General features: G+C 66.2%; 22 protein-coding genes. 19 read left to right on the top strand and 3 right to left on the bottom strand.

All coding sequences use genetic code 11. From position 1 onward, the window contains the following. The first annotated feature begins 1 nt into the window (after position 1). From fliO to ABIC75_RS07030, 18 genes are all read left to right on the top strand, one after another. The gene (fliO, locus tag ABIC75_RS07115) at positions 2-373 is read left to right on the top strand and encodes a flagellar biosynthetic protein FliO (RefSeq protein ID WP_354013158.1); all 372 of its coding nucleotides are present in this window, start codon (positions 2-4) and stop codon (positions 371-373) included. Next, on the top strand, positions 373-1164 hold the full coding sequence (gene fliP, locus ABIC75_RS07110) for a flagellar type III secretion system pore protein FliP (RefSeq protein WP_354013157.1): 792 nt from the start codon (positions 373-375) through the stop codon (positions 1162-1164). The genes fliO and fliP overlap by 1 nt, the downstream gene beginning before the upstream one ends. Beyond that, positions 1161-1430, top strand: a complete 270-nt coding sequence (fliQ, locus tag ABIC75_RS07105) for a flagellar biosynthesis protein FliQ (protein WP_354013156.1) — start codon at positions 1161-1163, stop codon at positions 1428-1430. The genes fliP and fliQ overlap by 4 nt, the downstream gene beginning before the upstream one ends. Then, positions 1427-2197, top strand: coding sequence for a flagellar biosynthetic protein FliR (gene fliR / locus ABIC75_RS07100; protein WP_354013155.1), 771 nt, complete (start codon positions 1427-1429; stop codon positions 2195-2197). The genes fliQ and fliR overlap by 4 nt, the downstream gene beginning before the upstream one ends. Positions 2198-2207: 10 nt before the next feature. Further along, positions 2208-3344 (top strand): flagellar biosynthesis protein FlhB, encoded by a 1137-nt coding sequence (flhB, locus tag ABIC75_RS07095; RefSeq protein ID WP_354013154.1) that lies wholly within the window; start codon positions 2208-2210, stop codon positions 3342-3344. A 10-nt stretch (positions 3345-3354) separates the two neighbouring features. Continuing rightward, positions 3355-5445: a flagellar biosynthesis protein FlhA gene (gene flhA, locus ABIC75_RS07090; protein ID WP_354013153.1), complete on the top strand. Its 2091-nt coding sequence runs from the start codon at positions 3355-3357 to the stop codon at positions 5443-5445. 32 nt (positions 5446-5477) lie between these two features. After that, positions 5478-5606: a hypothetical protein gene (locus ABIC75_RS07085; RefSeq protein WP_354013152.1), complete on the top strand. Its 129-nt coding sequence runs from the start codon at positions 5478-5480 to the stop codon at positions 5604-5606. Then, on the top strand, positions 5603-7039 hold the full coding sequence (gene flhF, locus ABIC75_RS07080; RefSeq protein WP_354013151.1) for a flagellar biosynthesis protein FlhF: 1437 nt from the start codon (positions 5603-5605) through the stop codon (positions 7037-7039). The genes ABIC75_RS07085 and flhF overlap by 4 nt, the downstream gene beginning before the upstream one ends. Further along, entirely contained in the window at positions 7036-7977 is a 942-nt protein-coding gene (locus tag ABIC75_RS07075; protein WP_436407889.1) for a MinD/ParA family protein, read from the top strand. Before flhF ends, ABIC75_RS07075 begins: the two co-directional genes overlap by 4 nt. A 1-nt stretch (position 7978) precedes the next feature. Beyond that, the gene (locus tag ABIC75_RS07070; RefSeq protein WP_354013150.1) at positions 7979-8752 is read left to right on the top strand and encodes an RNA polymerase sigma factor FliA; all 774 of its coding nucleotides are present in this window, start codon (positions 7979-7981) and stop codon (positions 8750-8752) included. A gap of 128 nt (positions 8753-8880) precedes the next feature. Beyond that, positions 8881-9288: a chemotaxis response regulator CheY gene (gene cheY / locus ABIC75_RS07065; RefSeq protein WP_354013149.1), complete on the top strand. Its 408-nt coding sequence runs from the start codon at positions 8881-8883 to the stop codon at positions 9286-9288. After that, positions 9285-9926, top strand: coding sequence for a protein phosphatase CheZ (locus ABIC75_RS07060; RefSeq protein WP_354013148.1), 642 nt, complete (start codon positions 9285-9287; stop codon positions 9924-9926). Before cheY ends, ABIC75_RS07060 begins: the two co-directional genes overlap by 4 nt. Positions 9927-10196: 270 nt before the next feature. Then, entirely contained in the window at positions 10197-12155 is a 1959-nt protein-coding gene (locus ABIC75_RS07055) for a chemotaxis protein CheA (RefSeq protein WP_354013147.1), read from the top strand. Position 12156: 1 nt separating this feature from the next. Further along, a complete protein-coding gene (locus tag ABIC75_RS07050) occupies positions 12157-12897 on the top strand; it encodes a flagellar motor protein (RefSeq protein WP_354013146.1) in 741 nt (246 codons plus the stop codon). Positions 12898-12912: 15 nt separating this feature from the next. Then, on the top strand, positions 12913-14061 hold the full coding sequence (gene motD, locus ABIC75_RS07045; protein WP_354013145.1) for a flagellar motor protein MotD: 1149 nt from the start codon (positions 12913-12915) through the stop codon (positions 14059-14061). 49 nt (positions 14062-14110) lie between these two features. Continuing rightward, positions 14111-14572, top strand: coding sequence for a chemotaxis protein CheW (locus ABIC75_RS07040; RefSeq protein WP_354013144.1), 462 nt, complete (start codon positions 14111-14113; stop codon positions 14570-14572). 87 nt (positions 14573-14659) lie between these two features. Continuing rightward, entirely contained in the window at positions 14660-16624 is a 1965-nt protein-coding gene (locus ABIC75_RS07035) for an AI-2E family transporter (RefSeq protein WP_354013143.1), read from the top strand. Between the two features lie 128 nt (positions 16625-16752). Next, a complete protein-coding gene (locus tag ABIC75_RS07030) occupies positions 16753-17790 on the top strand; it encodes a SphA family protein (RefSeq protein WP_354013142.1) in 1038 nt (345 codons plus the stop codon). 13 nt (positions 17791-17803) lie between these two features. Here the strand turns inward: ABIC75_RS07030 and ABIC75_RS07025 are convergent, their stop codons facing one another. The 3 genes from ABIC75_RS07025 to ABIC75_RS07015 all read right to left on the bottom strand — a co-directional run bounded on the left by ABIC75_RS07025 (position 17804) and on the right by ABIC75_RS07015 (position 20534). Beyond that, positions 17804-19012: a DUF2252 family protein gene (locus tag ABIC75_RS07025; protein WP_354013141.1), complete on the bottom strand. Its 1209-nt coding sequence runs from the start codon at positions 19010-19012 to the stop codon at positions 17804-17806. A 107-nt stretch (positions 19013-19119) separates the two neighbouring features. Further along, complete coding sequence (locus tag ABIC75_RS07020) at positions 19120-19395, bottom strand: EscU/YscU/HrcU family type III secretion system export apparatus switch protein (RefSeq protein WP_354013140.1); 276 nt, start codon at positions 19393-19395, stop codon at positions 19120-19122. Beyond that, entirely contained in the window at positions 19392-20534 is a 1143-nt protein-coding gene (locus tag ABIC75_RS07015; RefSeq protein ID WP_354013139.1) for a flagellar hook-length control protein FliK, read from the bottom strand. The genes ABIC75_RS07020 and ABIC75_RS07015 overlap by 4 nt, the downstream gene beginning before the upstream one ends. A gap of 192 nt (positions 20535-20726) precedes the next feature. Here ABIC75_RS07015 and ABIC75_RS07010 point away from each other — a divergent pair, with 192 nt between their 5' ends. After that, the gene (locus tag ABIC75_RS07010) at positions 20727-21044 is read left to right on the top strand and encodes an STAS domain-containing protein (RefSeq protein WP_354013138.1); all 318 of its coding nucleotides are present in this window, start codon (positions 20727-20729) and stop codon (positions 21042-21044) included. Positions 21045-21046: the final 2 nt, after the last annotated feature.

Below are 21046 nucleotides of genomic sequence, written 5' to 3'. Positions count from 1 at the left end.
GATGATGCTTGCCCTTGTCATGCCGGTAGCCGCGGCGCCCGAGATCAACGTCGGCGGCGAACTGGTGCGCGTGATGTTGAGCCTCGCCGCCATCGTCGCGCTGATCTTCGTGGCCGGCTGGCTCAGCCGCCGCCTGCAGGCGCGCACTACGCCGGGTGGGCGTCGACTACGCTGCGTGGAGACCATGGCAGTGGGCGCGCGCGATCGCCTGATGCTGATCGATGCGGACGGCAAGCGCCTGCTCATCGGCATGGGCCAGGGCGGCATGCGCACGCTGCACGTTTACGAAGGCGTGGCGCCCGCGCCGGAAGCCGGACCGCAACCGCCGATGGCGCCGTTCGGCGACGTGTTGGCCCGCTGGAAGCGCAAGTGATGAAGTCGTTCCGCTGGATGCTCCTGGTACTGCTGCTGGTGTGCCCGATGCTGGCGTGCGCCGCAGCGGCCATGCCCGCCATGCCTTCGATGCCGCAGATGCCGGGTTCGCCCGCGGGCATTCCCGTGCTGACCGTGCAGAACGCTCCGGGCGGTGCGCAGAACTGGACGCTGTCGCTGCAGCTGCTCGCGCTGATGACGGTGCTGACGCTGCTGCCGGCCGTGCTGCTGATGATGACGTCGTTCACGCGCATCATGATCGTGCTGAGCTTCCTGCGTCAGGCGCTGGGCACGCAGTCCACGCCGTCGAACCAGATCCTGCTTGGCCTGTCGCTGTTCCTCACGCTGTTCGTGATGTCGCCGGTGCTCAACCATGCGTACACCGACGGCGTGAAGCCGTACATGGACGGCCAGATGGCGGCCGAGCAGGCTGTGCCTGCCGCCGCCGCACCGTTCAAGCGTTTCATGCTGGACCAGACGCGCGATGCGGACCTGCAGCTCTTCACGCATCTGGCCAACGAGCAGCCTTATGCGAGCAAGGACGACGTGCCGTTCCGCGTGGCGATGCCGGCCTTCGTCACCAGCGAGTTGAAGACCGCGTTCCAGATGGGCTTCCTGCTGTTCATTCCCTTCCTGATCATCGACCTGGTGGTGGCCAGCGTGCTGATGTCGATGGGCATGATGATGGTGTCGCCCACCATCATCTCGTTGCCGTTCAAGATCATGCTGTTCGTGCTGGTGGACGGGTGGACGCTGCTGCTGGGCACGTTGGCGGGGAGCTTCTACACATGACGCCCGAATCCGTCATCGAATTCGGCCAGCACGCGCTCTACGTCGCCATGATGGTGGCCGCGCCACTGCTGCTCACCGCGCTGTTCGTGGGCCTGGTCATTGGCGTGGTGCAGGCCGCCACGCAGATCAACGAGATGACCTTGAGCTTCATCCCGAAGGTGGTGGCCATGGCCCTGGTGGCATTGATCGCCGGCCCGTGGATGCTGCGCACGCTGGTGCAGTTCACGCGCCAGTTGATCGAGAGCTTGCCCGGGGCAGTGAAATGACCACGGTGCAGCTCGCCGAGATGCAGGGCCTGATCGGCTCCTTGCTGTGGGCCATGGCCCGCGTCGGTGGGCTGTGCCTGATCGCGCCCGTGTTCGGCGATGCCGTGCTGCCGCAACGCATTCGCCTCGGCATCATGCTGATGCTCGCGATGGTGCTGGCGCCGCTGGCGCCGACCACCATCAATCCGATGTCGGCCGAGGGCATCGCCACCATGGCGAGCCAGTTGTTGATGGGCGCCGCCATCGGCTTCGTGCTCAAGCTCGCCTTCGAGGCGGTGTCGCTGGGCGGGCAACTGGTGGGCCAGAGCATGAGCCTTGGCTTCGCCGAAACGGTGGACCCGCGCGGCGGCGGCAGTTCGCCGGTGCTCAGCCAGTTCTATCTGCTGATGGTGACCCTGCTGTTCCTGGCCATGAACGGCCATCTGCAATTGATCTCCTTGCTGGCCGACAGTTTCCACACGCTGCCGCCGGGGCAGTCGGTAATCGGCACGAACGGCCTGTATGCCGTGCTCGGATTCGCCACGCATCTGTTCGGCGGCGCGGTGCGCGTGGCACTCCCGGCGATGACGTCGCTGCTGATGGTCAATATCGGCTTCGCCGCGATCAGTCGCGCGGCGCCGTCCATGAATCTTTTCGCGGTGGGCTTTCCCATCACGGTGACATTGGGCTTCGTCGCGCTGTGGCTATCGCTGCATGCCGTGCCGGGTGCGTTCCAATCACTGCAGAACAGCGCATGGACCTTGATGCGCGAACTGGCAGGCGGTTGAGGACAGCGCCATGGCCGAGAACGACGATCAGGAACGCACCGAACAACCTTCCGAAAAACGCCTGCGCGAATCGCGCGAGAAGGGCGACGTACCGCGCTCGCGCGACCTGTCGGGTGCGGTGGTGGTGCTGGCCGGCGTATCCGCATTGATGAGCGGTGGCGAAGCGGCGATGGTGCATGTGCACCGCATCTATGGGCTTGGCCTGAGCTACGGGCGCGATGCCTTGTTCTCCGATCAGCTGCCCGGCCGCGTGTTGTCGCTGGCCATGCACGAGGCGATGTCGCTGTTCGCGCCGGTGGCGCTGGCGACGATGCTTGCCGCACTGGCGGCGCCGTTGCTGCTCGGTGGTCTCAATTTCAGCGCCGAAGCGCTGCAGCCGAAGTTCGAGCGGCTCGATCCCATCGAAGGCTTGGGTCGCATCTTCGCCATGCGCGGCCTGGTGGAGCTGGCCAAGTCGCTGCTCAAGCTGTTGTTGATCGGCGCCGTGCTGGTGATGGTGCTGAAGAACTGGCAGGACGACCTGATGGCCACCGGCCGCGGCGAAGTGGGCGCAGGCACCTTCAAGGCAATGAGCCTGCTCGGCCACGGCGCGCTGCTGTTTGGCTCGATACTCGCGCTGATCGGCGGCGCGGATGCGCTGTACCAGAAGTTCGACCACACCAAGCGCCTGCGCATGACGCGCCAGGAGCTGAAGGACGAATCGAAGGAAAGCGACGGCAACCCGGAACTCAAGGGCCGCATTCGCCAGCTGCAGTTCCAGATGGCGCGCAAGCGCATGATGCAGGAGCTGCCCAAGGCCGACGTGCTGATCACCAACCCGTCGCACTTCGCCGTGGCGCTGCGCTACGACGAAGGCCGCATGGGTGCGCCGCGCGTGATCGCCAAAGGCATGGACGAGCTGGCGTTGCAGATACGCCTGGTCGCCTCCAGCCATCGCATTCCCACGGTGGAAGCGCCGCCGCTGGCGCGCGCGCTGTACGCCACCACCCAGATCGATCGCGAGATTCCCTCGGCGCTCTACGTCGCCGTGGCGCAGGTGCTCGCGTATGTGTTCCAGCTCAAGCAGGCGGTATCGCGCGGCGATGCGCCGCCGAAGGCACCGCAACCCGACGTCGATCCGGACCTGATGGGTCCCTACAAGTTCTGATGGAACAGTGATGGCAAACGCTACCGCCCTAGGCAATCTCAAGTCGCTCGGACGCCGCGGCCTCGGCGCGCCGGTGATCATGCTCGCCGCGCTGGCGATGATGATGTTGCCGCTGCCGCCGTTCCTGCTGGACATGCTCTTCAGCTTCAACATCGCGTTGTCGCTGGTGATCCTGCTGGCAGTGATCTACGTGATGCGTCCGCTGGAATTCGCCGCGTTCCCCACCGTGGTGCTGATGGCCACGTTGTTGCGCCTGGCGCTCAACATCGCTTCCACGCGCGTGGTGCTGCTGCACGGCCACGACGGTCCTGGCGCGGCGGGCAAGGTGATCGAGGCATTCGGCGAATTCGTCATCGGCGGTAACTTTGCCGTGGGCCTGGTGGTGTTCGCCATCCTCACCATCATCAACTTCGTGGTGGTAACCAAGGGCGCCACGCGCGTGTCCGAAGTGACGGCGCGCTTCACCCTCGATGCCATGCCCGGCAAGCAGATGGCCATCGACGCCGATCTCAACGCCGGCTTGCTCAACCAGGAACAGGCGCGCGACCGTCGCCAGGAAGTTCGCGAGGAAGCGGATTTCTACGGCTCGATGGACGGTGCCTCGAAGTTTGTGCGCGGCGACGCCACGGCCGGCATCCTCATCCTGATCATCAACATCGTCGGCGGCTTCTTCGTCGGCATCTTCCAGCACGGGCTTTCCGCGGGCGAAGCAGCCAAGACGTACACGCTGCTCACCATCGGTGACGGCCTCGTGGCGCAGGTGCCGTCGCTGATGCTGTCCATCGCCACGGCGGTGATCGTGACGCGCGTGTCCAAGTCCACCGACATGGGCAAGCAGCTCGTTGGCCAGTTGTTCGGGCAGCCGCGCGCACTGGCCGTGGCCGGCGTGGTGCTCGGCGTGATGGGCTTGATTCCTGGCATGCCGAACATCGCTTTCCTGCTGCTCGGCGGCACCTGCGGTGGCGCGGCGTGGCTGATGATCAAGCGCGAGCGCGAGGCGAAGGAACAGGTGGCGAAGGCTGCCGCCGAATTGCCGGCGCCGGCCGCGCCGGTGGAACGTCTGGAACTCGGTTGGGAAGACGTGGCCAGCGTCGATCCGCTGGGCCTGGAAGTGGGTTATCGCCTGATTCCGCTGGTGGACACGCACCAGGGCGGCGAGCTGATGGGCCGCATCAAGTCGGTGCGTCGCAAGCTTTCGCAGGAGCTGGGCTTCCTGGTGCCGGCGGTGCATATCCGCGACAACCTGGACCTGGGCCCCAACACCTATCGCATCACCCTGATGGGCGTGCCGATGGGCGAATCCGAAGTGCACAATGATCGCCTGCTCGCCATCAATCCCGGTCGCGTGCAGGAAGGCCTGCAGGGCATCGCCACGCGCGATCCGGCGTTCGGCCTCGAAGCGCTGTGGATCGAGCCGGGCCAGCGCGAAATGGCGCAGAGCCTGGGCTACACCGTGGTCGATCCGGCGACGGTGGTGGCCACGCATCTGTCGCACATCCTGCAGAGCCACGCGCACGAACTGCTCGGCCACCAGGACGTGCAGCAGCTGCTGGACCGCCTCGCGCAGACCACGCCCAAGCTGGTGGAAGACCTGGTGCCCAAGCGCCTGTCGCTGGGCGTGGTGGTCAAGGTCATGCAGAACCTGCTGGCCGAGCGCGTGCCGATCCGCAACATGCGTTCCATTGTCGAATCCTTGGCGGAGCACGCGAGCCAGAGTCAGGATCCCGGCGCGCTCACCGCCGCCGTACGCGTGGCGCTGGGTCGCCAGATCGTGCAGGAGATCTCGGGGCTGGGCACCGAGATTCCCGTCATCACCTTGGCGCCGGAACTGGAGCAGATCCTGCTGGGATCGCTCGCAAATGGCGGTGTGGCGGGCGCCGCGGTGGAACCGGGCCTTGCCGACCGCCTGCAACAAGGCGTTGCCGACGCCGCGCGCAAGCAGGAAATGAGCGGCGAACCGGCCGTTTTGCTGGTCGCGCCGCAGCTGCGTCCGTGGCTCGCGCGCTTCACTCGCCATGTGGCACAGAACCTGCACGTACTCGCTTACAACGAGGTGCCGGACAACCGCCGAGTGCGTTTGGTGCAGGCATTGGGTCGCTGAAAACAAGGCGAGCAACGAGGAAAGGACGGGACATGACGAGCGCAAGCGTGATCAACGAGAAGTCGACATCGGCAGCACACCGTGATGGCGCCGCGCCGCACGTCGCCGCACGCGTGGAACTCTCGTCGCCCGTCCGTCGCCGCTGGAGCAGCAAGGCATGAAGATCAAGCGTTTCGTGGCCCCGGACATGCGTCAGGCCATGCGTGAAGTGCGCGAGGACCAGGGGCCGGATGCGGTCATCCTTTCCACGCGCCGGATGGACGACGGCATCGAGATCATCGCGGCCGTGGATTTCGACGAAGCCCTGGTGCGCGAAGCCGCGCGTCACGGCGCACCGCTGGAAGTGGAAAACCGCGCGCCGGCCGCTGCGTCCGCGCCGAGGGCCGAAGTGAAGCCCATCGCGTCGCGTCGGGCCGACGTTACGCCGCCGCCGCTGCCGACGACGAACCGTCGCGACGACGATGGCGTTTCCGTGTCGCTCTCGCGCCGTGCGCTGCCGTTGCGTGACGAACCGGCCATCGAGCCGCCCGTTGCCCGCATGCCCGAAGCGCAGGCGGCCACGCTGGTCAAGGCGCTGGAAGAAAAGAACGCGGCGCTGGAAAGCGCGCAGGCTGCGGCAGCCGCCGACATCTCCGCGGCGTCCATCCATCCGCTGCTCGAACGCGCCATGCAGGACACCGCACGCGTTCGCGCCGAACTGGGCAGCCTGCGCGATCTGCTGGAAACGCAGCTGTCGAGCCTGATCTGGAACGACATGGAGCGCCGCCAGCCGATGCGCGCCCGCGTGTTGCGCGAGATGACGCGCCTTGGCATCGAGCCCGATGTCGCGCGCCAGCTGGTGGGCGAGCTGCCGGTGGAGATCAATGCCGAACAGGCGCGCTATCTGCCGCTGGGCGTGCTCAGCCGCAGCCTGTCGATCAGCCCGCGCGATCACTCGGAGCGTCGCGGCGTGACCGCGCTGGTCGGTCCCACCGGCGTGGGCAAGACCACCACCATCGCCAAGCTCGCCGCGCGTGCGGTGATGCGCAATGGCGCATCGCAGGTGGCGCTGGTGAGCACCGATCACTACCGCATCGGCGCCGCGGCGCAGCTGGAACACTACGGCCGCCTGCTCGGCGTACGCGTGTATCCCGCCTATGACGCCGACAGCCTGCGCCACGTGCTGGAATTGCTGCGCGGCCATCACACTGTGCTGGTGGATACCGCCGGCCTGGCCGGTGGCGATCCGCGTCTTGCCGAACAACTCGACGTGCTGGGCAACGGCGGCGACTTGCGCGCCTGCCTGGTCATGGCGGCGAACGCGCATGCGTCGTCGCTCGACGAGGCGGTGCGTGCCTACCTTCCGGTGAAGCCGCACGCCTGCATTCTCACCAAACTCGACGAGGCACCCAGCCTCGGCGGCGCGCTGTCGGTGCTGATCCGTCACCGGCTCGCGCTCGATTACGTCACCGACGGCCAGCGCGTGCCCGAAGACATCGCCACAGCCGATGCCCGGGTGCTGGTGTGCCGTGCCGCACAAGTGCTCAAGAGCAACGCGCCGGCCGATGACTTACTGATGGCGGATCGTTTCGGACTAGCGGTGGCAAACGCATGAACGGTGTCTTCGCAATGAACCAGGCGATGGGGTTGGAAAGCATGCTGCGTGCGTTGACCGAGCGACACAGCCGCCAGGCCCCGGTGCAGGACCAGGCCTATGGCTTGAGCGGCAGCGCGCCGCGCAAGCGTTGCCGCGCCATCGCGGTGGCCGGCGGCAAGGGTGGCGTGGGCAAGACCACGGTGTCGGTGAATCTCGGCATGGCACTCGCCATGGGCGGGCACGAGGTGATGCTGCTCGATGCGGACATGAGCCTCGCCAACATCGACGTGCTGCTGGGCCTCACGCCCACGCGCCACATCGGCCACCTGCTCGACGGCGTCTGCTCCATCGAGGACTTGCTGATGACCGCGCCGCATGGCCTGAAGGTGGTGCCCGCCGGCTCCGGCACGCGCCGACTCTCGCAGCTGGGCGCGGGCGAGCACGCCGCGGTGATCCGCGCATTTGACGATCTGGTGTCACCGCCCGATTACCTGGTGGTGGATACCGCCGCAGGACTTTCCGACAACGTGGCGATGTTCGCCGCCGCGGCGGACGACGTGGTGCTGGTGGTGTGCGACGAGCCGGCCTCGCTGACCGATGCGTACGCGCTGCTCAAGGTGCTGAGCCGCGACTTCGGCGTGCGCCGCTTCCGCATGGTGGCGAACATGGTGCGCAACGTGGGCGAGGCGAGGCAGCTGCATCAGAAACTCGCACGAGTTTGCGATCGCTTCCTCGACGTGGCGCTGGAATTCATGGGCCACGTGCCGAGCGATGAACGGCTCAAGCAGGCCATCCGCCGCCAGAGCGCGGTGGTGGACCTGTGGCCGTCCAGCCGATCGGGATTGGCATTCAAGCAATTGGCAGTTGCGGTCGATACATGGGGTGAACCCGAGCGACTGGGCCTGGATCGCATCGCCTTTTTCAGCAGGCAGGCCGCAGTAGCAACGGGGTGGTGAAATGAGTGTGGCTTCCGAATATCTGCAGCTGCAACGGCAGAGTGCCGACGAACTGGTTCGCCAGCACGCTCCCCTCGTGCGAAGGATCGCCTATCACCTGATGGGTCGATTGCCGCCCAGCGTGGACGTGAGCGACCTGATTCAGGCCGGCATGATCGGTTTGCTGGAGGCCGCGCGCAATTTCACCACCGGCAAGAACGCGAGCTTCGAGACGTTTGCGGGTATCCGCATCCGTGGCGCGATGCTCGATGAATTGCGGCGCACCGACTGGACCCCACGGTCGGTGCATCGAAAAGTGCGCGAAATGGCGGAGGTCGTTCGTCAGATTGAAATCGAAACCGGTTCTGATGCCGATGACGCCGAAGTGATGCGGCGGCTGGGCATGGGCGCCGAGGAATATCACCAGGTGCTGGCCGACGCGGCGAGTGCGCGCCTGCTCAGCCTCTCCGCACCGGACGATGCGGACGGTGGCGCGGCGTTCGACGTGGCCGACGGCGACAGCCTGAGCCCGGCGGACAGCGTCGAGCACGAAGGCATGCGCGAGGCGTTGGTGGAAGCCATCGGCGGCCTGCCCGAACGCGAGCAGCTGGTGATGTCCCTGTACTACGAGGAAGAACTGAACCTCAAGGAGATTGGTGCCGTGCTTGGCGTGACCGAATCGCGCGTGTGCCAGATCCACGGCCAGGCCATCGTGCGCTTGCGGGCGCGGATGAGCGGCTGGCATGAGGGGCAGGAGAAGGAAGGCAGGAAACGTAAAGGGACGAGGGGCGATTAGTAAGGGCGCGATCCCGGACGGTCGCTGCGCCGGCTGGGGTCGAACCGACGTTCGGTCGTTGCGCTCTCGCCACTCGTCGCTCGTTCCTGTTCAACACAAGTCATATCTACGCGCAGCGGAGAAAGCGTTTGGACAAGAATATGAAGATCCTCGTGGTGGACGACTTCTCCACCATGCGGCGCATCGTTCGCAACCTGCTGGTCGAACTGGGTTTCAGCAACGGGCTGATCCAGGAAGCCGACGATGGTGAGAACGCGCTCACCATGTTGCGCAACAACGCCTTCGACATGGTCGTCACCGACTGGAACATGCCCAACATGACGGGCATCGACCTGCTGCGCGCCATCCGCGCCGAGCCCTCGCTGAAGGGCATGCCGGTGCTCATGGTGACTGCCGAGAACAACCGCGACCAGATCATTGCCGCTGCGCAGGCGGGCGTGAACGGCTACATCGTCAAGCCGTTCACCGCCGTCACCCTGCAGGAAAAGCTGAGCAAGATCTTCGAACGCCTGGCCGCCAGCGGAGCCAACGCATGAACGCACAACTCTCCCTGATGGCCGGCGAAACGATGCCGAAGGAATTGCACGACCTGCTCAACAGCGCCGACGGCGCCGCTTTCGAGCAGGCCTTGGACGTGCTGGTGCGCGAGCGCGAACAGCGCGTGTTCCGCGCGCTGGGCCTGCTGGCGCGCGACCTGCACGATGCCGTGCGCCGCCTCGGCGGCGACCTCGCGCAAGAAGGCGTGCCGGGCAGCGTGGCCGATGCGCGCAAGCACCTGGAAGACGTGCTGGAAATGAGCTCGCAGGCCGCGCATCGCTCGCTCGATTTCGTCGAGCGCATGCGCCCGCAGGCCGAGGCGCTGGCCGAGAACGCCGGCGCGGTGATCGACGGCACTTCGGAAAGCGACGTCGCCCACGTGTTGGCCAAGCAGTCGCAGTCGTTCGCCAACGCCTGCCGCGATGGCCTGGCCGATTTCGTGGTGGCGCAGTCGTGGCAGGATCTCTCCGGCCAGCGCATCAAGAAGGTGGTGAACTTCATCGGCAGCGTGGAGAACTCGCTGCTGGAACTGGTGAGCCTTACGGGCGCACTCGCGTCTGGCGAAGCCTCCGCTGGTCCGGTGAAGGTCACCAGCCAGGACGAGGCCGATCGCCTCCTGAGCGAATTCGGATTTTGAGGGCGCGCCCCATGTCTTCCCATCACCCACGTTGGTCACAGCAGCCCGGCAGGCAGTGGGCCGTGGCGCAGCGCCTGACTGGCCGTCAGGTCAAGCCGCGGGCCGCTGCCTGCCGGGCTGCTGTGACCAACCCTTCGGGCCGGGTCTGTTTGCCCGCCATCCTTCGTCATCACTCAGTCATGTATCGACATACATTCCTTCGTTCTTCCTCGGCTGACGGGCAAACAGCTCCCGGCGTGGGTGACGGGAAGACATGGGGCGCGCCCTAAGATGGATCCCACGCTGGACGCCGAGCTGCGCAACGATTTCCTGGTGGAAGCCGGGGAACTGGTGCAGCGCCTGGGTGAGCAGTTGATCGGGCTGGAAACCTCGCCGCGCGACGCCGACCTGTTGAACGCCGTGTTCCGTGCGTTCCACACGGTGAAGGGCGGCGCGGGTTTTCTGGCCATCGAGCCGATGGTGCAGCTGTGCCATCACGCCGAGGATCTGCTCAACGTGGCGCGCAACGGGCAGTTGTTGCTCGATGCCGAGCGCATGGATGCGTTGCTCGAAGCCCTGGATCTGCTCAACGACATGATGGCCGCGTTGGCCAGTGGCGATGCGATGGCCATGCCGCCACCGAGCCTCCTGCAACGGCTGACGCCGGGTGCGGCTGCGGCTCCGGTGCCGAAACCCAAACCGGTCGCGCCACCTGTCGCGCCGCCGCCGAGCGACGGCAGCATCGACGATTCGGAATTCGAAGCCCTGCTCGACAGCCTGTACGGCACGGGCGGCGCGCCCGGTGCACCGGCGGCTTCCTCCGAATCGGGCAGCATTTCCGACGACGAATTCGAAGCCTTGCTGGACAACCTGCACGGCAAGGGCGGTACGCCGGGTGCGGCGGAAAGCGCGCCCGCGCCTTCGACCGCTTCCGGCACGATCTCGGACGACGAGTTCGAATCGCTGCTGGACAATCTCCACGGCAAGGGCAGCGCGCCGGGTGCGATGGCATCCGCGCCTGCACCTGCGCCCGTCGCTGCGCCTGCCGCGCCCGCCAAGCAGGCGGTGCCCGCGCCGGAAAACACTGTGCGCGTGGACATCGCGCGTCTCGACGCGTTGGTGCATCGTGCCGGTGAACTGGTGCTGGTGCGCAATCGCCTGTTGAGCCTGGCGGCGAAAACGGGCGACGAAACGCTGGACCTGGCCGCCACCGAACTTGACCGCGTGGCCGATGCCTTGCAGAACGCCGTGCTCGGCATGCGCATGCAGCCGGTGGGCCGTCTGTTCCAGCGCTTCCCGCGCATCGTGCGCGATCTGTCGCGCCAGCTCGGCAAGGATGTGGAACTGGTGCAGGAAGGCGAGGGCACCGATCTCGATCGCAGCCTGGTCGAAGCGCTTGCCGATCCGATGGTGCATTTGATCCGCAACGCGCTCGACCACGGCCTGGAAATGCCGGAGGAACGCGAACGCGCCGGCAAGCCGCGCAAGGGCAAGGTGACGCTGGGCGCAAGCCAGCGCGGCGAGCGCATCGTCATCACCGTGTCCGACGACGGGCGCGGCATGAATCCGGAAGTCCTGCGTCGCAAGGCAGTGGAAAAAGGCTTGATGGACGAGGCGCAGGCATCGCGCCTCACCGAGAACGAGTGCTACGAAATCATCTTCCGCCCCGGCTTCAGCACGGCGGCCACCGTCTCCGACATCTCCGGTCGCGGCGTGGGCATGGACGTGGTGAAGACGCGCGTGGTGGAGCTGGGCGGCACCTTGTCGGTGCGCTCGCAGCTTGGCCGTGGCAGCACGCTGGAACTGGCCGTGCCGCTGACGCTGGCGATCCAGCGCGTGCTGATGGTGCGCGTGGGCGCGCGTCTGCTCGCCTTGCCGCTGAGCAATGTGGACGAAGTCTTCGAACTGGCGGCCGGTCAGCAGCAACAACTCGACGGACGTGCCGTGGCATCGCATCGCGGCCGTGCGCTCGCGTTGGCCGACCTCGGTGGCTGGATCGGCGTGGAAGGTGCGCCGGGACGCCATGTGGTGGTGCTGCATATCGGCCACATGCGACTGGGTTGCCTGGTGCATGAAGTGCTTGGTCGCGAAGACGTGATGGTGAAACCGCTTGGGCCTCTGTTCGAGGGCGTGCCTGCCGTGGCAGGCGCCACCGTGACCGGCGACGGCCGTCTTGCGCTGGTGATGGATCTTGCCGGTCTTTCCGGCAGCGACGGACAACTCCTTCCCTCTCTCCGAGTGAGCAGCTGACATGGATCTGGTTAGTCTCATCGGCACGATCCTGGCCTTCGTGGTCGTGATCGTCGGCACCATCCTCAAGGGTTCCAGCGTGGAAGCGCTGTGGAATCCGGCGGCTTTCGTGATCGTGTTCATGGGCACCATCGCCGCGCTGCTGGTGCAGAACTCCGGCAAGGTGCTCAAGCACGCGATGTCGCTGTTTCCGCTGGTGTACAAGCCGCCGCAGCATCAGCCGTCCGACCTGATCAGCCGCATCGTGGGCTGGAGCGAAATCTCCCGCCGCCAGGGCCTGCTGGGCCTGGAGCCGCAGATCGATTCGGAAAGCGACACCTTCGTGCGCAAGGGCCTGCAACTGCTGGTGGACGGCAGCGAGCCCGAGGCCATTCGCGGCGTGCTGGAAGTGGAAGTGGGCGCGCGCGAGCACCACGATCTTGCCGGCGCCAAAGTGTTCGAGAACGCCGGCATCTTCTCGCCGACCATGGGCATCATCGGCGCCGTGATGGGCTTGATGGCGGTGATGCAGAACCTCGCCGACCCGAGCAAGCTCGGCCACGGTATCGCTGCCGCGTTCGTCGCCACCATCTACGGCGTGGCGCTGGCCAACCTGTGGATGCTGCCGATGGCCGCGCGACTGAAGGCGCTGATCCACAAGCAGACGCAGATGCGCGAAATCCTGATCGAAGGACTCGTCTCCATCGCCGAGGGTGCCAACCCTCGCCAGATCGAGGCCAAGCTCCAGGGTTACCTGGGGTAAGCGGAGCGCAACGTCGTGGCCAGGAAGAAAAAGCACCACGAGGATCACGTGAACCATGAGGCATGGGCGATTCCCTATGCCGACCTGATGACGCTGCTGCTCGCCTTCTTCGTGGTGATGTACGCGGTGTCGGTGGTGAACGAAGGCAAGTACCGCGTGATGTCCAACTCCATCATCGAGGCATTCAATGGCTCCAGCCACGTGATTGCGCCGATGCCGCAGACGCGCGTGCAGCCACACAACGTCGATCCCGCCATTGCCTCGCCGGCCAGCCAGCCGGGCGGCGCCACCGTGCCGGTGAACGTGCCCATTCCAGGTCGCCCGCAAATGGTGCGCGCGATGGACGTGCGCGCCGCCTCGCCGATGAACGAGAAGCGCAACCTGGAAGTGATCCGCGACCAGGTGGTGAAGGCGCTACAGCCGCTGATCGACAAGCAGATGGTGATCGTGCGCAAGACCACTTCGTGGCTGGAAGTGGAACTGCGCACCGACATTCTTTTCCCCAGCGGCGTCGCGCGGCTCTCGCCGGAGGCGAACGAGGTGCTCAACAGCATGGCCTCGATCCTCAAGCCGTTTCCCAATCCCGTGCGCATCGAGGGCTACACCGACGATCGCCCGATCAACACCGCGCTGTATCCCTCCAACTGGGAACTGTCCGCGGCCCGCGCGGCGAGCGTGGCGCGCCTGTTCAGCGAGCAGGGCGTGGACCCCACGCGGCTGGGCATCATGGGCTGGGGCGAATTCCACCCCAGTGCAGACAACGCCACCGAAGACGGCCGCAACCACAATCGCCGCGTGCTGATCGTGGTGCTCAGCGAAGAAGGTGAACCCAAGCGCCTGGAGAACAGCGCGCCGGGCGCCGGCCAGCTCACGGCGGAAAACCAGAGCCCGGCGTCGGCCACCTCCGTCGCACCGGCGGCTGCGCCGGTGGAAGTGTCCTCCGCCAAGCCCGGTGCATCGGTGCCCACGGTGGAAGTGGTGGCCTCGCGGCCGGTCGACGAGGTGCCGGTGAACAAGGTGATCCTCGCCAGGCCCGGGCGCGCCGCGCAGGCGGATGGCGAATCCAGGCCGGAAGTGACGCCACGCGCCACTTTGCCCAACGTCGCCGCGGGCGCCATCACCGTGGGATCGGCCCACGTGGCCGCGCCGGAGCATGGCCCGTGATTTGCAAGTCCGTCGTGCAGACCAAGGTCACCGCAGAGGAGTCGCTGCCATGAAACAATCCCAGAACGTCGATCACTGGCTGTCCTTCCGCATTGGCGGGCAGCTGTACGCCGCGCCGCTCACGCAGGTGAGCGAAGTGCTGCGCGATGGCGAGCTGACGCCCGTGCCGGGTTCGGCATCCGACGTGCTGGGCATTCGTCATCTGCGCGGTCGCATCGTGCCGGTGCTCGATGGCCGCCGTCGCCTGGGGCTGCCCGACGAAAAGCGCGTGGACCCGTTCCAGGTACGCCAGGTGATGCTCTCGCATGGCCCGCACCTGGTCGGCATCCGCGTGGACGCCATCGGCGATCTGCTCGAAGCCAGCGCCGCCGACATCGCACCGCCGCTGCCGGGCGGCACCTCGCGCGAGGATGATCCCGTGCACGGCGTGTTGCCCTCGCAAGGCAGTTTCGTGGCGCTGCTGGACGTGCGCCGTTTGTGCCGCCTGCCGCTGGAAAGCGAAGCGGCCTGACCTATCGGCGACGGGCAACGCTATCCTTGCAGCATCCGGGCGACATCATGGGGCCCGGGCCCGGCTGCGGTGGAGAGGAGCGTGTCCATGTCGTCGCAAGACCCCACTTTGCCTGCCGCGTCGGCGAGCCAGCGCGCGATGGTCATCATCGCGCTGGCGTGCGTGCTGGCTTTGCTGTACTTCGGGCGCGAAGTGCTGGTGCCGATCATCCTGGCGTTGTTCCTCAGCCTGTTGATGGCGCCTTGGGTGCGCCTGTATCGCCGCATCGGTTTCGGCCATGGCGCATCGGTGATGATTGCGGTGGTGGCGCTGGTGGTCGTCGTCACCGGCATGACGGGCATGCTCGGTTCGCAGGTGGTGCACGTGGCGCGCAGCCTGCCGCAATACGAAGCCACCATCCACACCAAGGTGCAGTCGCTGCGCGCGGAAACGCTGGGGCGGCTGGACATGCTGCAGGGCGAGCTGGGCAAGGTCATCGATGAATCCGGGCAGGGCACGGCGCCTGCTTCCGCAGGCACGGCAGCATCGTTCGGGACGCCGCCTTACCTGACCAATGCGCCCGTTGCGCCCAAACCCGCACAAGCGGCAACCAAGTCGACGTCGGCACCAGTGGGCGTGATCACGCGCGTGCTGTCCACGGCCTGGGTGCCGCTGGAAACGGCAGGCATCGTGCTGGTGGTGCTGATCTTCGTGCTGCTGGAACACGAGTCGCTGCGCGATCGCTTCATCCGTCTCGCAGGCGGCGCGGATCTGCGCGCGACCACGGCTGCGATCAACGACGCGGGCGAGCGGCTTTCGCGCTTCTTCATCTCCACCTTCTCGGTGAACTTTGGCGTGGGCGTGGCGATCTGGCTGGGCCTCACCGTCATCGGCGTGCCCAGCGCGCTGCTGTGGGGCCTGCTCACCGCCGCCATGCGTTTCGTGCCTTACGTGGGCGTGTGGCTGGTGGCCGCGGTGGTGAGCCTGTTCGCCGCGGCGGTGGCGCCGGGCTGGTCGTTGTTGCTGATGACGGTGGTGCTCTACCTGGTGGTGGAGATCATCGTGTCGCAATTGATCGAGCCGTTTCTCTACGGACATACGACGGGGCTCTCGCCGCTGGCCGTCGTCGTTGCCGCGATCTTCTGGAGCGGGCTGTGGGGACCGATCGGCCTGCTCATGTCCACGCCGCTCACGCTGTGCCTGGTGGTCGCCGGCCGTCACGTGAAGGCGCTCGACCTGCTCAACATCCTGCTCGGCGACACGCCTGCGCTCACCATACCGCAGCGCGTGTACCAACGTGCCTTGTCGGGCGATGCGGGCGAAATCCTCAGCGAGGCGCGCGACTTCCTCAAGCGCAAGAGTTTTGCGGCGTACTGCGACGGCGTGCTGCTGCCGGCCTTGCAATTGGCCCGCATCGATCTTGCCGGCGGCGCCATCAGCAGCGAGCAACAGATGTTGGTCAAGCGCGCCATCGTGACCGTGGTGGAAACACTCGACAGCCATGAAAGCAAATGGACGCGCTGGCGTCGTCGCACCTCGGTGCTGGAGAGCGTGAGCATCGGCCGCAGCCTGCGCCAGCATCGCGAAGACGCCTTCGGCCGCTGGCAGGGACCGCTCGCCGTGCAACCGTGTTCGGTGGTGCTTTGCATCGGCCTGGGCTCCGTCGCCAACGACCTCGCCACCGAACTGCTCACGCGCATCCTGCGCGACCTGCACATCGATGCGCGTCATCTTTCGGTGGAAGATTTCCTGGCCTTCGACGCCCAGCAACATCCGGAGCTGACACCGAACGCCGTATCCATGGTGTACGTGGTGAGCACCGATCCCACCAAGGAACGCGGCGCCTTCGACGATGCGGTGACACTGGCGCACAGCCGCATACCGCAGGCGTGCATCGTCGGCGTGTGCTTTCCCGAGCCCCTGGCCACCACGGACACACCGCTGCCCGTCAACGCCGAAGTCAACGAGATCGTCAATTCGCTCGAACAGGCCGCGCAGCAGGCGATCGCACGTTTTCCGGAAGGCGGCAGTCTTCCCGATGTGCCGGGAAGGTCGCCGCCGATCAGTGCGTGAACGGATGGTCGGAATCCGCATCGCGCACGGCGGCTGCGCATCGACGCGCGATTCCAGCGCGGCGCGAGCCTCGCATCGACGGTATTTTCCCCCGTATTTCTACCTAGTTCGGTTACGTGGATTTTCGCTTGTCCGCCATCGATCGCGCGGCCACGCTGAGGCTCGTCATCACGGCTGAAACGGTCGTGCTGCCCCGCCCATCGACCTGCCTGCGTGACGCCATGAAACGATTCGTATCCGTTGCCATCCTGCTTGCTGCCGTCGTGGCCGCGCCCGCGTTTGCGACGGAAGGCGCGGTGGGGCGTTCCATCACCGGCCTGCAGGCCGCGTCGTATTCCGGGCTGATTCCTCCCACACCCGGCTGGAGCTGGAGCCTGGCCTACGCGTACTACAGCGGCGACATCGGTGGCAGCAAGCAGGTGCCCATCACCGGTGGCGGCACGGCGCTCGGCATCAAGGCGGAGTTCCAGTTGTTCAATGCGGCGGGCTTGTACATCTGGAACACCAAGCCGTCGTCGTGGAACTTCGCCTCGATGGTCATTGTTCCCATTGCCTATGTAAACGTGAACGTCAACGCGCGCCTCGGGGCTTTCAGCGGCGGCAAAAGCGACAGCGCCACGGGTCTCTACGACATGACGTTCGTGCCGGTGATCGCCAGCCACCACTTCAGCCAGACGCAGCACATGTCGCTGGCGCTGTACATCTATGCGCCCACCGGCGACTACACCAAGGGCGACCTGGCCAACACCAGCCTCAACACGTGGACCTTCTCGCCCACGGTGGGTTACACGCAGCTGTTCGACAAGGGCTCGCTGGAGTGGAGCACCACCACGGCGGTGGATTTCTACACCAGGGACAACGCCACCGATTACCAGAATGGCGCGGTGTTCCGCATCGACACGCTGTTGATGAAACGCTTTCCCACCGGTTGGGGCATCGGCGGCGTGGGTGGCTGGATCTATCAGCTGGAGGACGACTCCGGCCCCGTCGCCGATCGGCTCAATGGCTTCAAGGGTCACTCGCTGGCGTTGGGGCCGATGGTGAATTATTTGAAGAAATGGCAGGGCGGACAGGTGGAGTTTTCGTTGCGCTATCTGCACGAATTCGACGTGAAGAACCGCACGGAAGGCAACTCGGCGATGTTGTCCGCAACGATCTCGCTCTGAGTTTCCCGCGACGTCATGCCTTGCCGCCGACGTAGCGTCGGCAATGATCGAGATAGTCGCGCTCGTGCATCGACAGCAAGCCGGTGACGGCGGACCACAGCCATGACGGCGCATCGAGCGTGCGCGAATGATTGCGTTGCAGCTCGCGGCACCATGAGGTGCGCGTGGCGGCATCCATCTGGCGCGAATGAGCGTATCCCACCACGTGGGCGAGGAAGGCCGCGACGCGGCGTGCCTGCTTGCGGCGCAGGCGCGCGATGTCGATCTTCAGATCCTGCGGCAACAATTCCCGCACGAAGACGGACTTGTCGAGCAGTCGCGCCGGTTTCATGCGATTGCCCAGCGCCGGTGAAAGGTGTTGCGCCGCGAGCACCGCGCGCTGCGCGGGATCGCGCGGCATGCGCGCATGTTTCGCACGCGGTGCGATGGGCGCGGCGGCTTCCTTGATGTCGATCAGGCAAAGGTCATCGCCTTCCACCGCATTGCCATCCACGTCCAGCAGTGCGGCGTAGCGCAGCTTGCCGAGCGAACTGCAACCCTTGCGCCAGTACGCGGCATCCAGCACGTTCACCTCGCCGGTGGGATCGCGCTGCCGCCATTGCTTGGCGAGCGCATCCAGTTCGGGTTGGCGGAATATCGCCTGGATGGCCTTGCGCTCTTTCGCGAGGATGGGCCAGAACTCCTTGCCCAGCGGCAGCTCCAGCGCGGCGCCATTCGTGCGTTCGTTGGCCAGCGATTTCCAGCTGCGCCGCGCGGCCTGCTTCATCACCAGTTTGATGGCGCCTGGCATGCCCGGTTCGGGATCATCCGTTTCCGGGAACGCGGATTCGTAACCGTCGAGCATCGCCTCCATCATGTTGGCGGTGGTGATGCCGGGAAGGTCCGAGCCGCGTGCCGCCATGGCGAGCGAGAGCGCCAGGCGCACCAGGTCATGCGCGGGGTTGCCGATCACGCTCTGGTCGAAATCGCGGATCTGGATATGCAGCTTGCCCTGCTCGTCGGCCACCGGTCCGATGTTGCCGATATGGCAGTCGCCGCAGATCCAGATGGCGGGTCCGTCGGGAAGATGCGGCGCCGCGCGCGAATCCAGCCATTCGTAGAACTGCGCCGTGTTGCCGCGCACATAGGCGTGCGCCGAGCGGGCCATCTTGGTGTTGCGGCGTTCGATCAGCGCGTGTTGCCGCTGCGCCGGCGGAACGGCGGATTTGCTGGAACGGGCCATGGGTGATCCTGTCTGTGGCGGATCACTTTTGCCGACGAAACATGAAGAGTGCGTCGCGTTTCCACGCACGTCGCGTGGGCCTATTCACGCTTCGCAGGAACCTGCGCTCAGTGCTGCGCGTCGGCCGCGTCGTAGATGCAGGCCATCACTGCGGCAGCAGCGGCATACAGCGTGGCAGGCACTTCCTGCCGCAGGCGCAACGAGGCGAGCAGGGCGGCCATCTGTGGATCGTGGTGCAGCGGAATGCCCAGCGCGCGTGCGCGTGCAAGCAGCGTTTCCAGCGATTCCGGCGGAAGACTGACCGGTGTCGCCGCCGCATCGTTCGGGCCGCCGGAAAGACGCAAGGTCACGCGACGGCGTGCCGGAGGAAGGGCGTTGCTCATGCCGTCGTCCTCAGCAGGATCGCGCTGTGCTGGCTGGTTGAATGCGGCAAGCCTTGCTGGCACGACAATTGGTCGAGGATCAGGCCCGTGGCCGACAGCGCGTGACGCAATGCGCCGAACTGTTGCTCCAGCCGATGCACCGTGTCCGAGCGTTCGGCCCACAGACGCACCGCAAGGCGCAGGTCGCGCAATTGCAGCTCGCCCTGGATGGGGCCCAGCGCCGGCAGGTCGATGGCGAAACCGAACGTCCACGACGAACCCGTGTCGCTTTCGGTGTTCTGCTGCAGCTGGATCTGCAGGATGTCGCGGCCGTCTTCGCCCTGCAGCGGAATTTCGATCATCCAGGCGGACGCGGTGGTTGCTTCGAGCTGCGCCACTTCCACGCGCGCCAGCGCTGCATGTACTTCGCCATGCAATTGATTGAGCAGGGCGTCGACGTCGTCGTCCAGCAGCGACACCGGCAGCATGGCGCGCGGCTGCGCCTGCAGGCCACGTTGTTGCAGCGGCGGCGGCGTTTCGCTGGTGGAGCTGGTGGCGCGTCGCGCAGGCAGGTAGTCGTCGAGCAGGCTGGCCAGGCGCAGCAGCGCGCCCTTCCAGTCTTCCTGGCTCAGGCCGGCCATGTCGAGATGGGGTTGCGCGAGCTGGGCTTCGAGGAACAGGCCGCTGCGCTTGATCGCTTCTTCCAGGCCTTCGCCGCGCGTGATTTCGGCCGGCGTGCGCACCACGTGTTCCAGCAGCGCTAGCGCGGGGCGCAGGTAGGCCGGCAACTGGCGCAGGGCCGGGCGCTGCGCCAGCGCATCGAGCGTGGCGAGCAGCGGCGCGTAGCCGTTCTGCTGCGGCAGGCGTTCGCGCATGGCCAGCTGGGTGGCCGGCTCGGGCATCTTCGGCATGATCACTTCCAGTTGCGGCTGCGCGCCCAGCGTCAGCACGCGCACCTGGAACTGCGAAGGCAGCTGCTGGCCACTCGGTGCTTCGGTTTCCACCGCGAGCGCACCGATCTGCAACACCATCATGCCGTCCTGATTGATCCCCAGCGGGCGCGCGGACAACACGGTACCGATACGCCAGCTCTCGGCGGCACTGCCGGAGGCAGCGCCAGCCCAGGCGAGGGCTGCGAGGCTGGTGGGTTGGATGATCAATCGTAGCTCCTTGCGAACGAAACGCAGCGCGCGCCCGTCCGTGCCCTAGGCATCGGCGGCCTTTTGGAAAACTTGAGGGCCATTTTGCGCGGACCGGATCGCCCCGACAGGGACAAAGATCGCTAAAGCGAACAACGGCATGGCCGATAAACCACCCGTAGACGCCCTTCGTTGGGGCAGAGGATCAGCGCGATGGGCAGCAAGAGAACGGGTGATGCCAGGAGTGAGGCGCGCGTAATCGCGCTGCCCGCCGACTTCCGGCTCGGCAGCGTGGCCGACGTGAAGGCCGAACTGATCGAAGCGTTCGACGCTCCCGGCGCGCAACTCGATGGCGCAGGCGTGGAGCGCGTGGATACCGCTGCGCTGCAGCTGCTGGTGGCGTTCCGTCGCGAGGCGACGGCACGCGGCCAGTCGCCCACGTGGCTGGGTGTGAGCGAAGTGATGCGTGACGCGGCCGGCGTGCTCGGCCTCGCACAGGCTCTGGAATTGCCGGCAACCATGCCGGCCTGAAA

The sequence above is a fragment of the Dyella japonica genome (genome assembly GCF_040545895.1).
GTDB classification, from domain to species: Bacteria; Pseudomonadota; Gammaproteobacteria; order Xanthomonadales; family Rhodanobacteraceae; genus Dyella; species Dyella japonica_D.
Note: the sequence above shows the minus strand (reverse complement) of the source record. Positions and strands in the feature narration are given on the sequence as shown.

Excerpts from the sequence above, each read along its gene's own strand:
- fliO (WP_354013158.1), top strand. The coding sequence starts at position 2 with ATGATGCTTGCCCTTGTCATGCCGGTAGCCGCGGCGCCCGAGATCAAC.
- fliP (WP_354013157.1), top strand. The coding sequence starts at position 373 with ATGAAGTCGTTCCGCTGGATGCTCCTGGTACTGCTGCTGGTGTGCCCG.
- fliQ (WP_354013156.1), top strand. The coding sequence starts at position 1,161 with ATGACGCCCGAATCCGTCATCGAATTCGGCCAGCACGCGCTCTACGTC.
- fliR (WP_354013155.1), top strand. The coding sequence starts at position 1,427 with ATGACCACGGTGCAGCTCGCCGAGATGCAGGGCCTGATCGGCTCCTTG.
- flhB (WP_354013154.1), top strand. The coding sequence starts at position 2,208 with ATGGCCGAGAACGACGATCAGGAACGCACCGAACAACCTTCCGAAAAA.
- flhA (WP_354013153.1), top strand. The coding sequence starts at position 3,355 with ATGGCAAACGCTACCGCCCTAGGCAATCTCAAGTCGCTCGGACGCCGC.
- ABIC75_RS07085 (WP_354013152.1), top strand. The coding sequence starts at position 5,478 with ATGACGAGCGCAAGCGTGATCAACGAGAAGTCGACATCGGCAGCACAC.
- flhF (WP_354013151.1), top strand. The coding sequence starts at position 5,603 with ATGAAGATCAAGCGTTTCGTGGCCCCGGACATGCGTCAGGCCATGCGT.
- ABIC75_RS07075 (WP_436407889.1), top strand. The coding sequence starts at position 7,036 with ATGAACGGTGTCTTCGCAATGAACCAGGCGATGGGGTTGGAAAGCATG.
- ABIC75_RS07070 (WP_354013150.1), top strand. The coding sequence starts at position 7,979 with ATGAGTGTGGCTTCCGAATATCTGCAGCTGCAACGGCAGAGTGCCGAC.
- ABIC75_RS07060 (WP_354013148.1), top strand. The coding sequence starts at position 9,285 with ATGAACGCACAACTCTCCCTGATGGCCGGCGAAACGATGCCGAAGGAA.
- ABIC75_RS07055 (WP_354013147.1), top strand. The coding sequence starts at position 10,197 with ATGGATCCCACGCTGGACGCCGAGCTGCGCAACGATTTCCTGGTGGAA.
- ABIC75_RS07050 (WP_354013146.1), top strand. The coding sequence starts at position 12,157 with ATGGATCTGGTTAGTCTCATCGGCACGATCCTGGCCTTCGTGGTCGTG.
- ABIC75_RS07040 (WP_354013144.1), top strand. The coding sequence starts at position 14,111 with ATGAAACAATCCCAGAACGTCGATCACTGGCTGTCCTTCCGCATTGGC.
- ABIC75_RS07035 (WP_354013143.1), top strand. The coding sequence starts at position 14,660 with ATGTCGTCGCAAGACCCCACTTTGCCTGCCGCGTCGGCGAGCCAGCGC.
- ABIC75_RS07025 (WP_354013141.1), bottom strand. The coding sequence starts at position 19,012 with ATGGCCCGTTCCAGCAAATCCGCCGTTCCGCCGGCGCAGCGGCAACAC.
- ABIC75_RS07020 (WP_354013140.1), bottom strand. The coding sequence starts at position 19,395 with ATGAGCAACGCCCTTCCTCCGGCACGCCGTCGCGTGACCTTGCGTCTT.
- ABIC75_RS07010 (WP_354013138.1), top strand. The coding sequence starts at position 20,727 with ATGGGCAGCAAGAGAACGGGTGATGCCAGGAGTGAGGCGCGCGTAATC.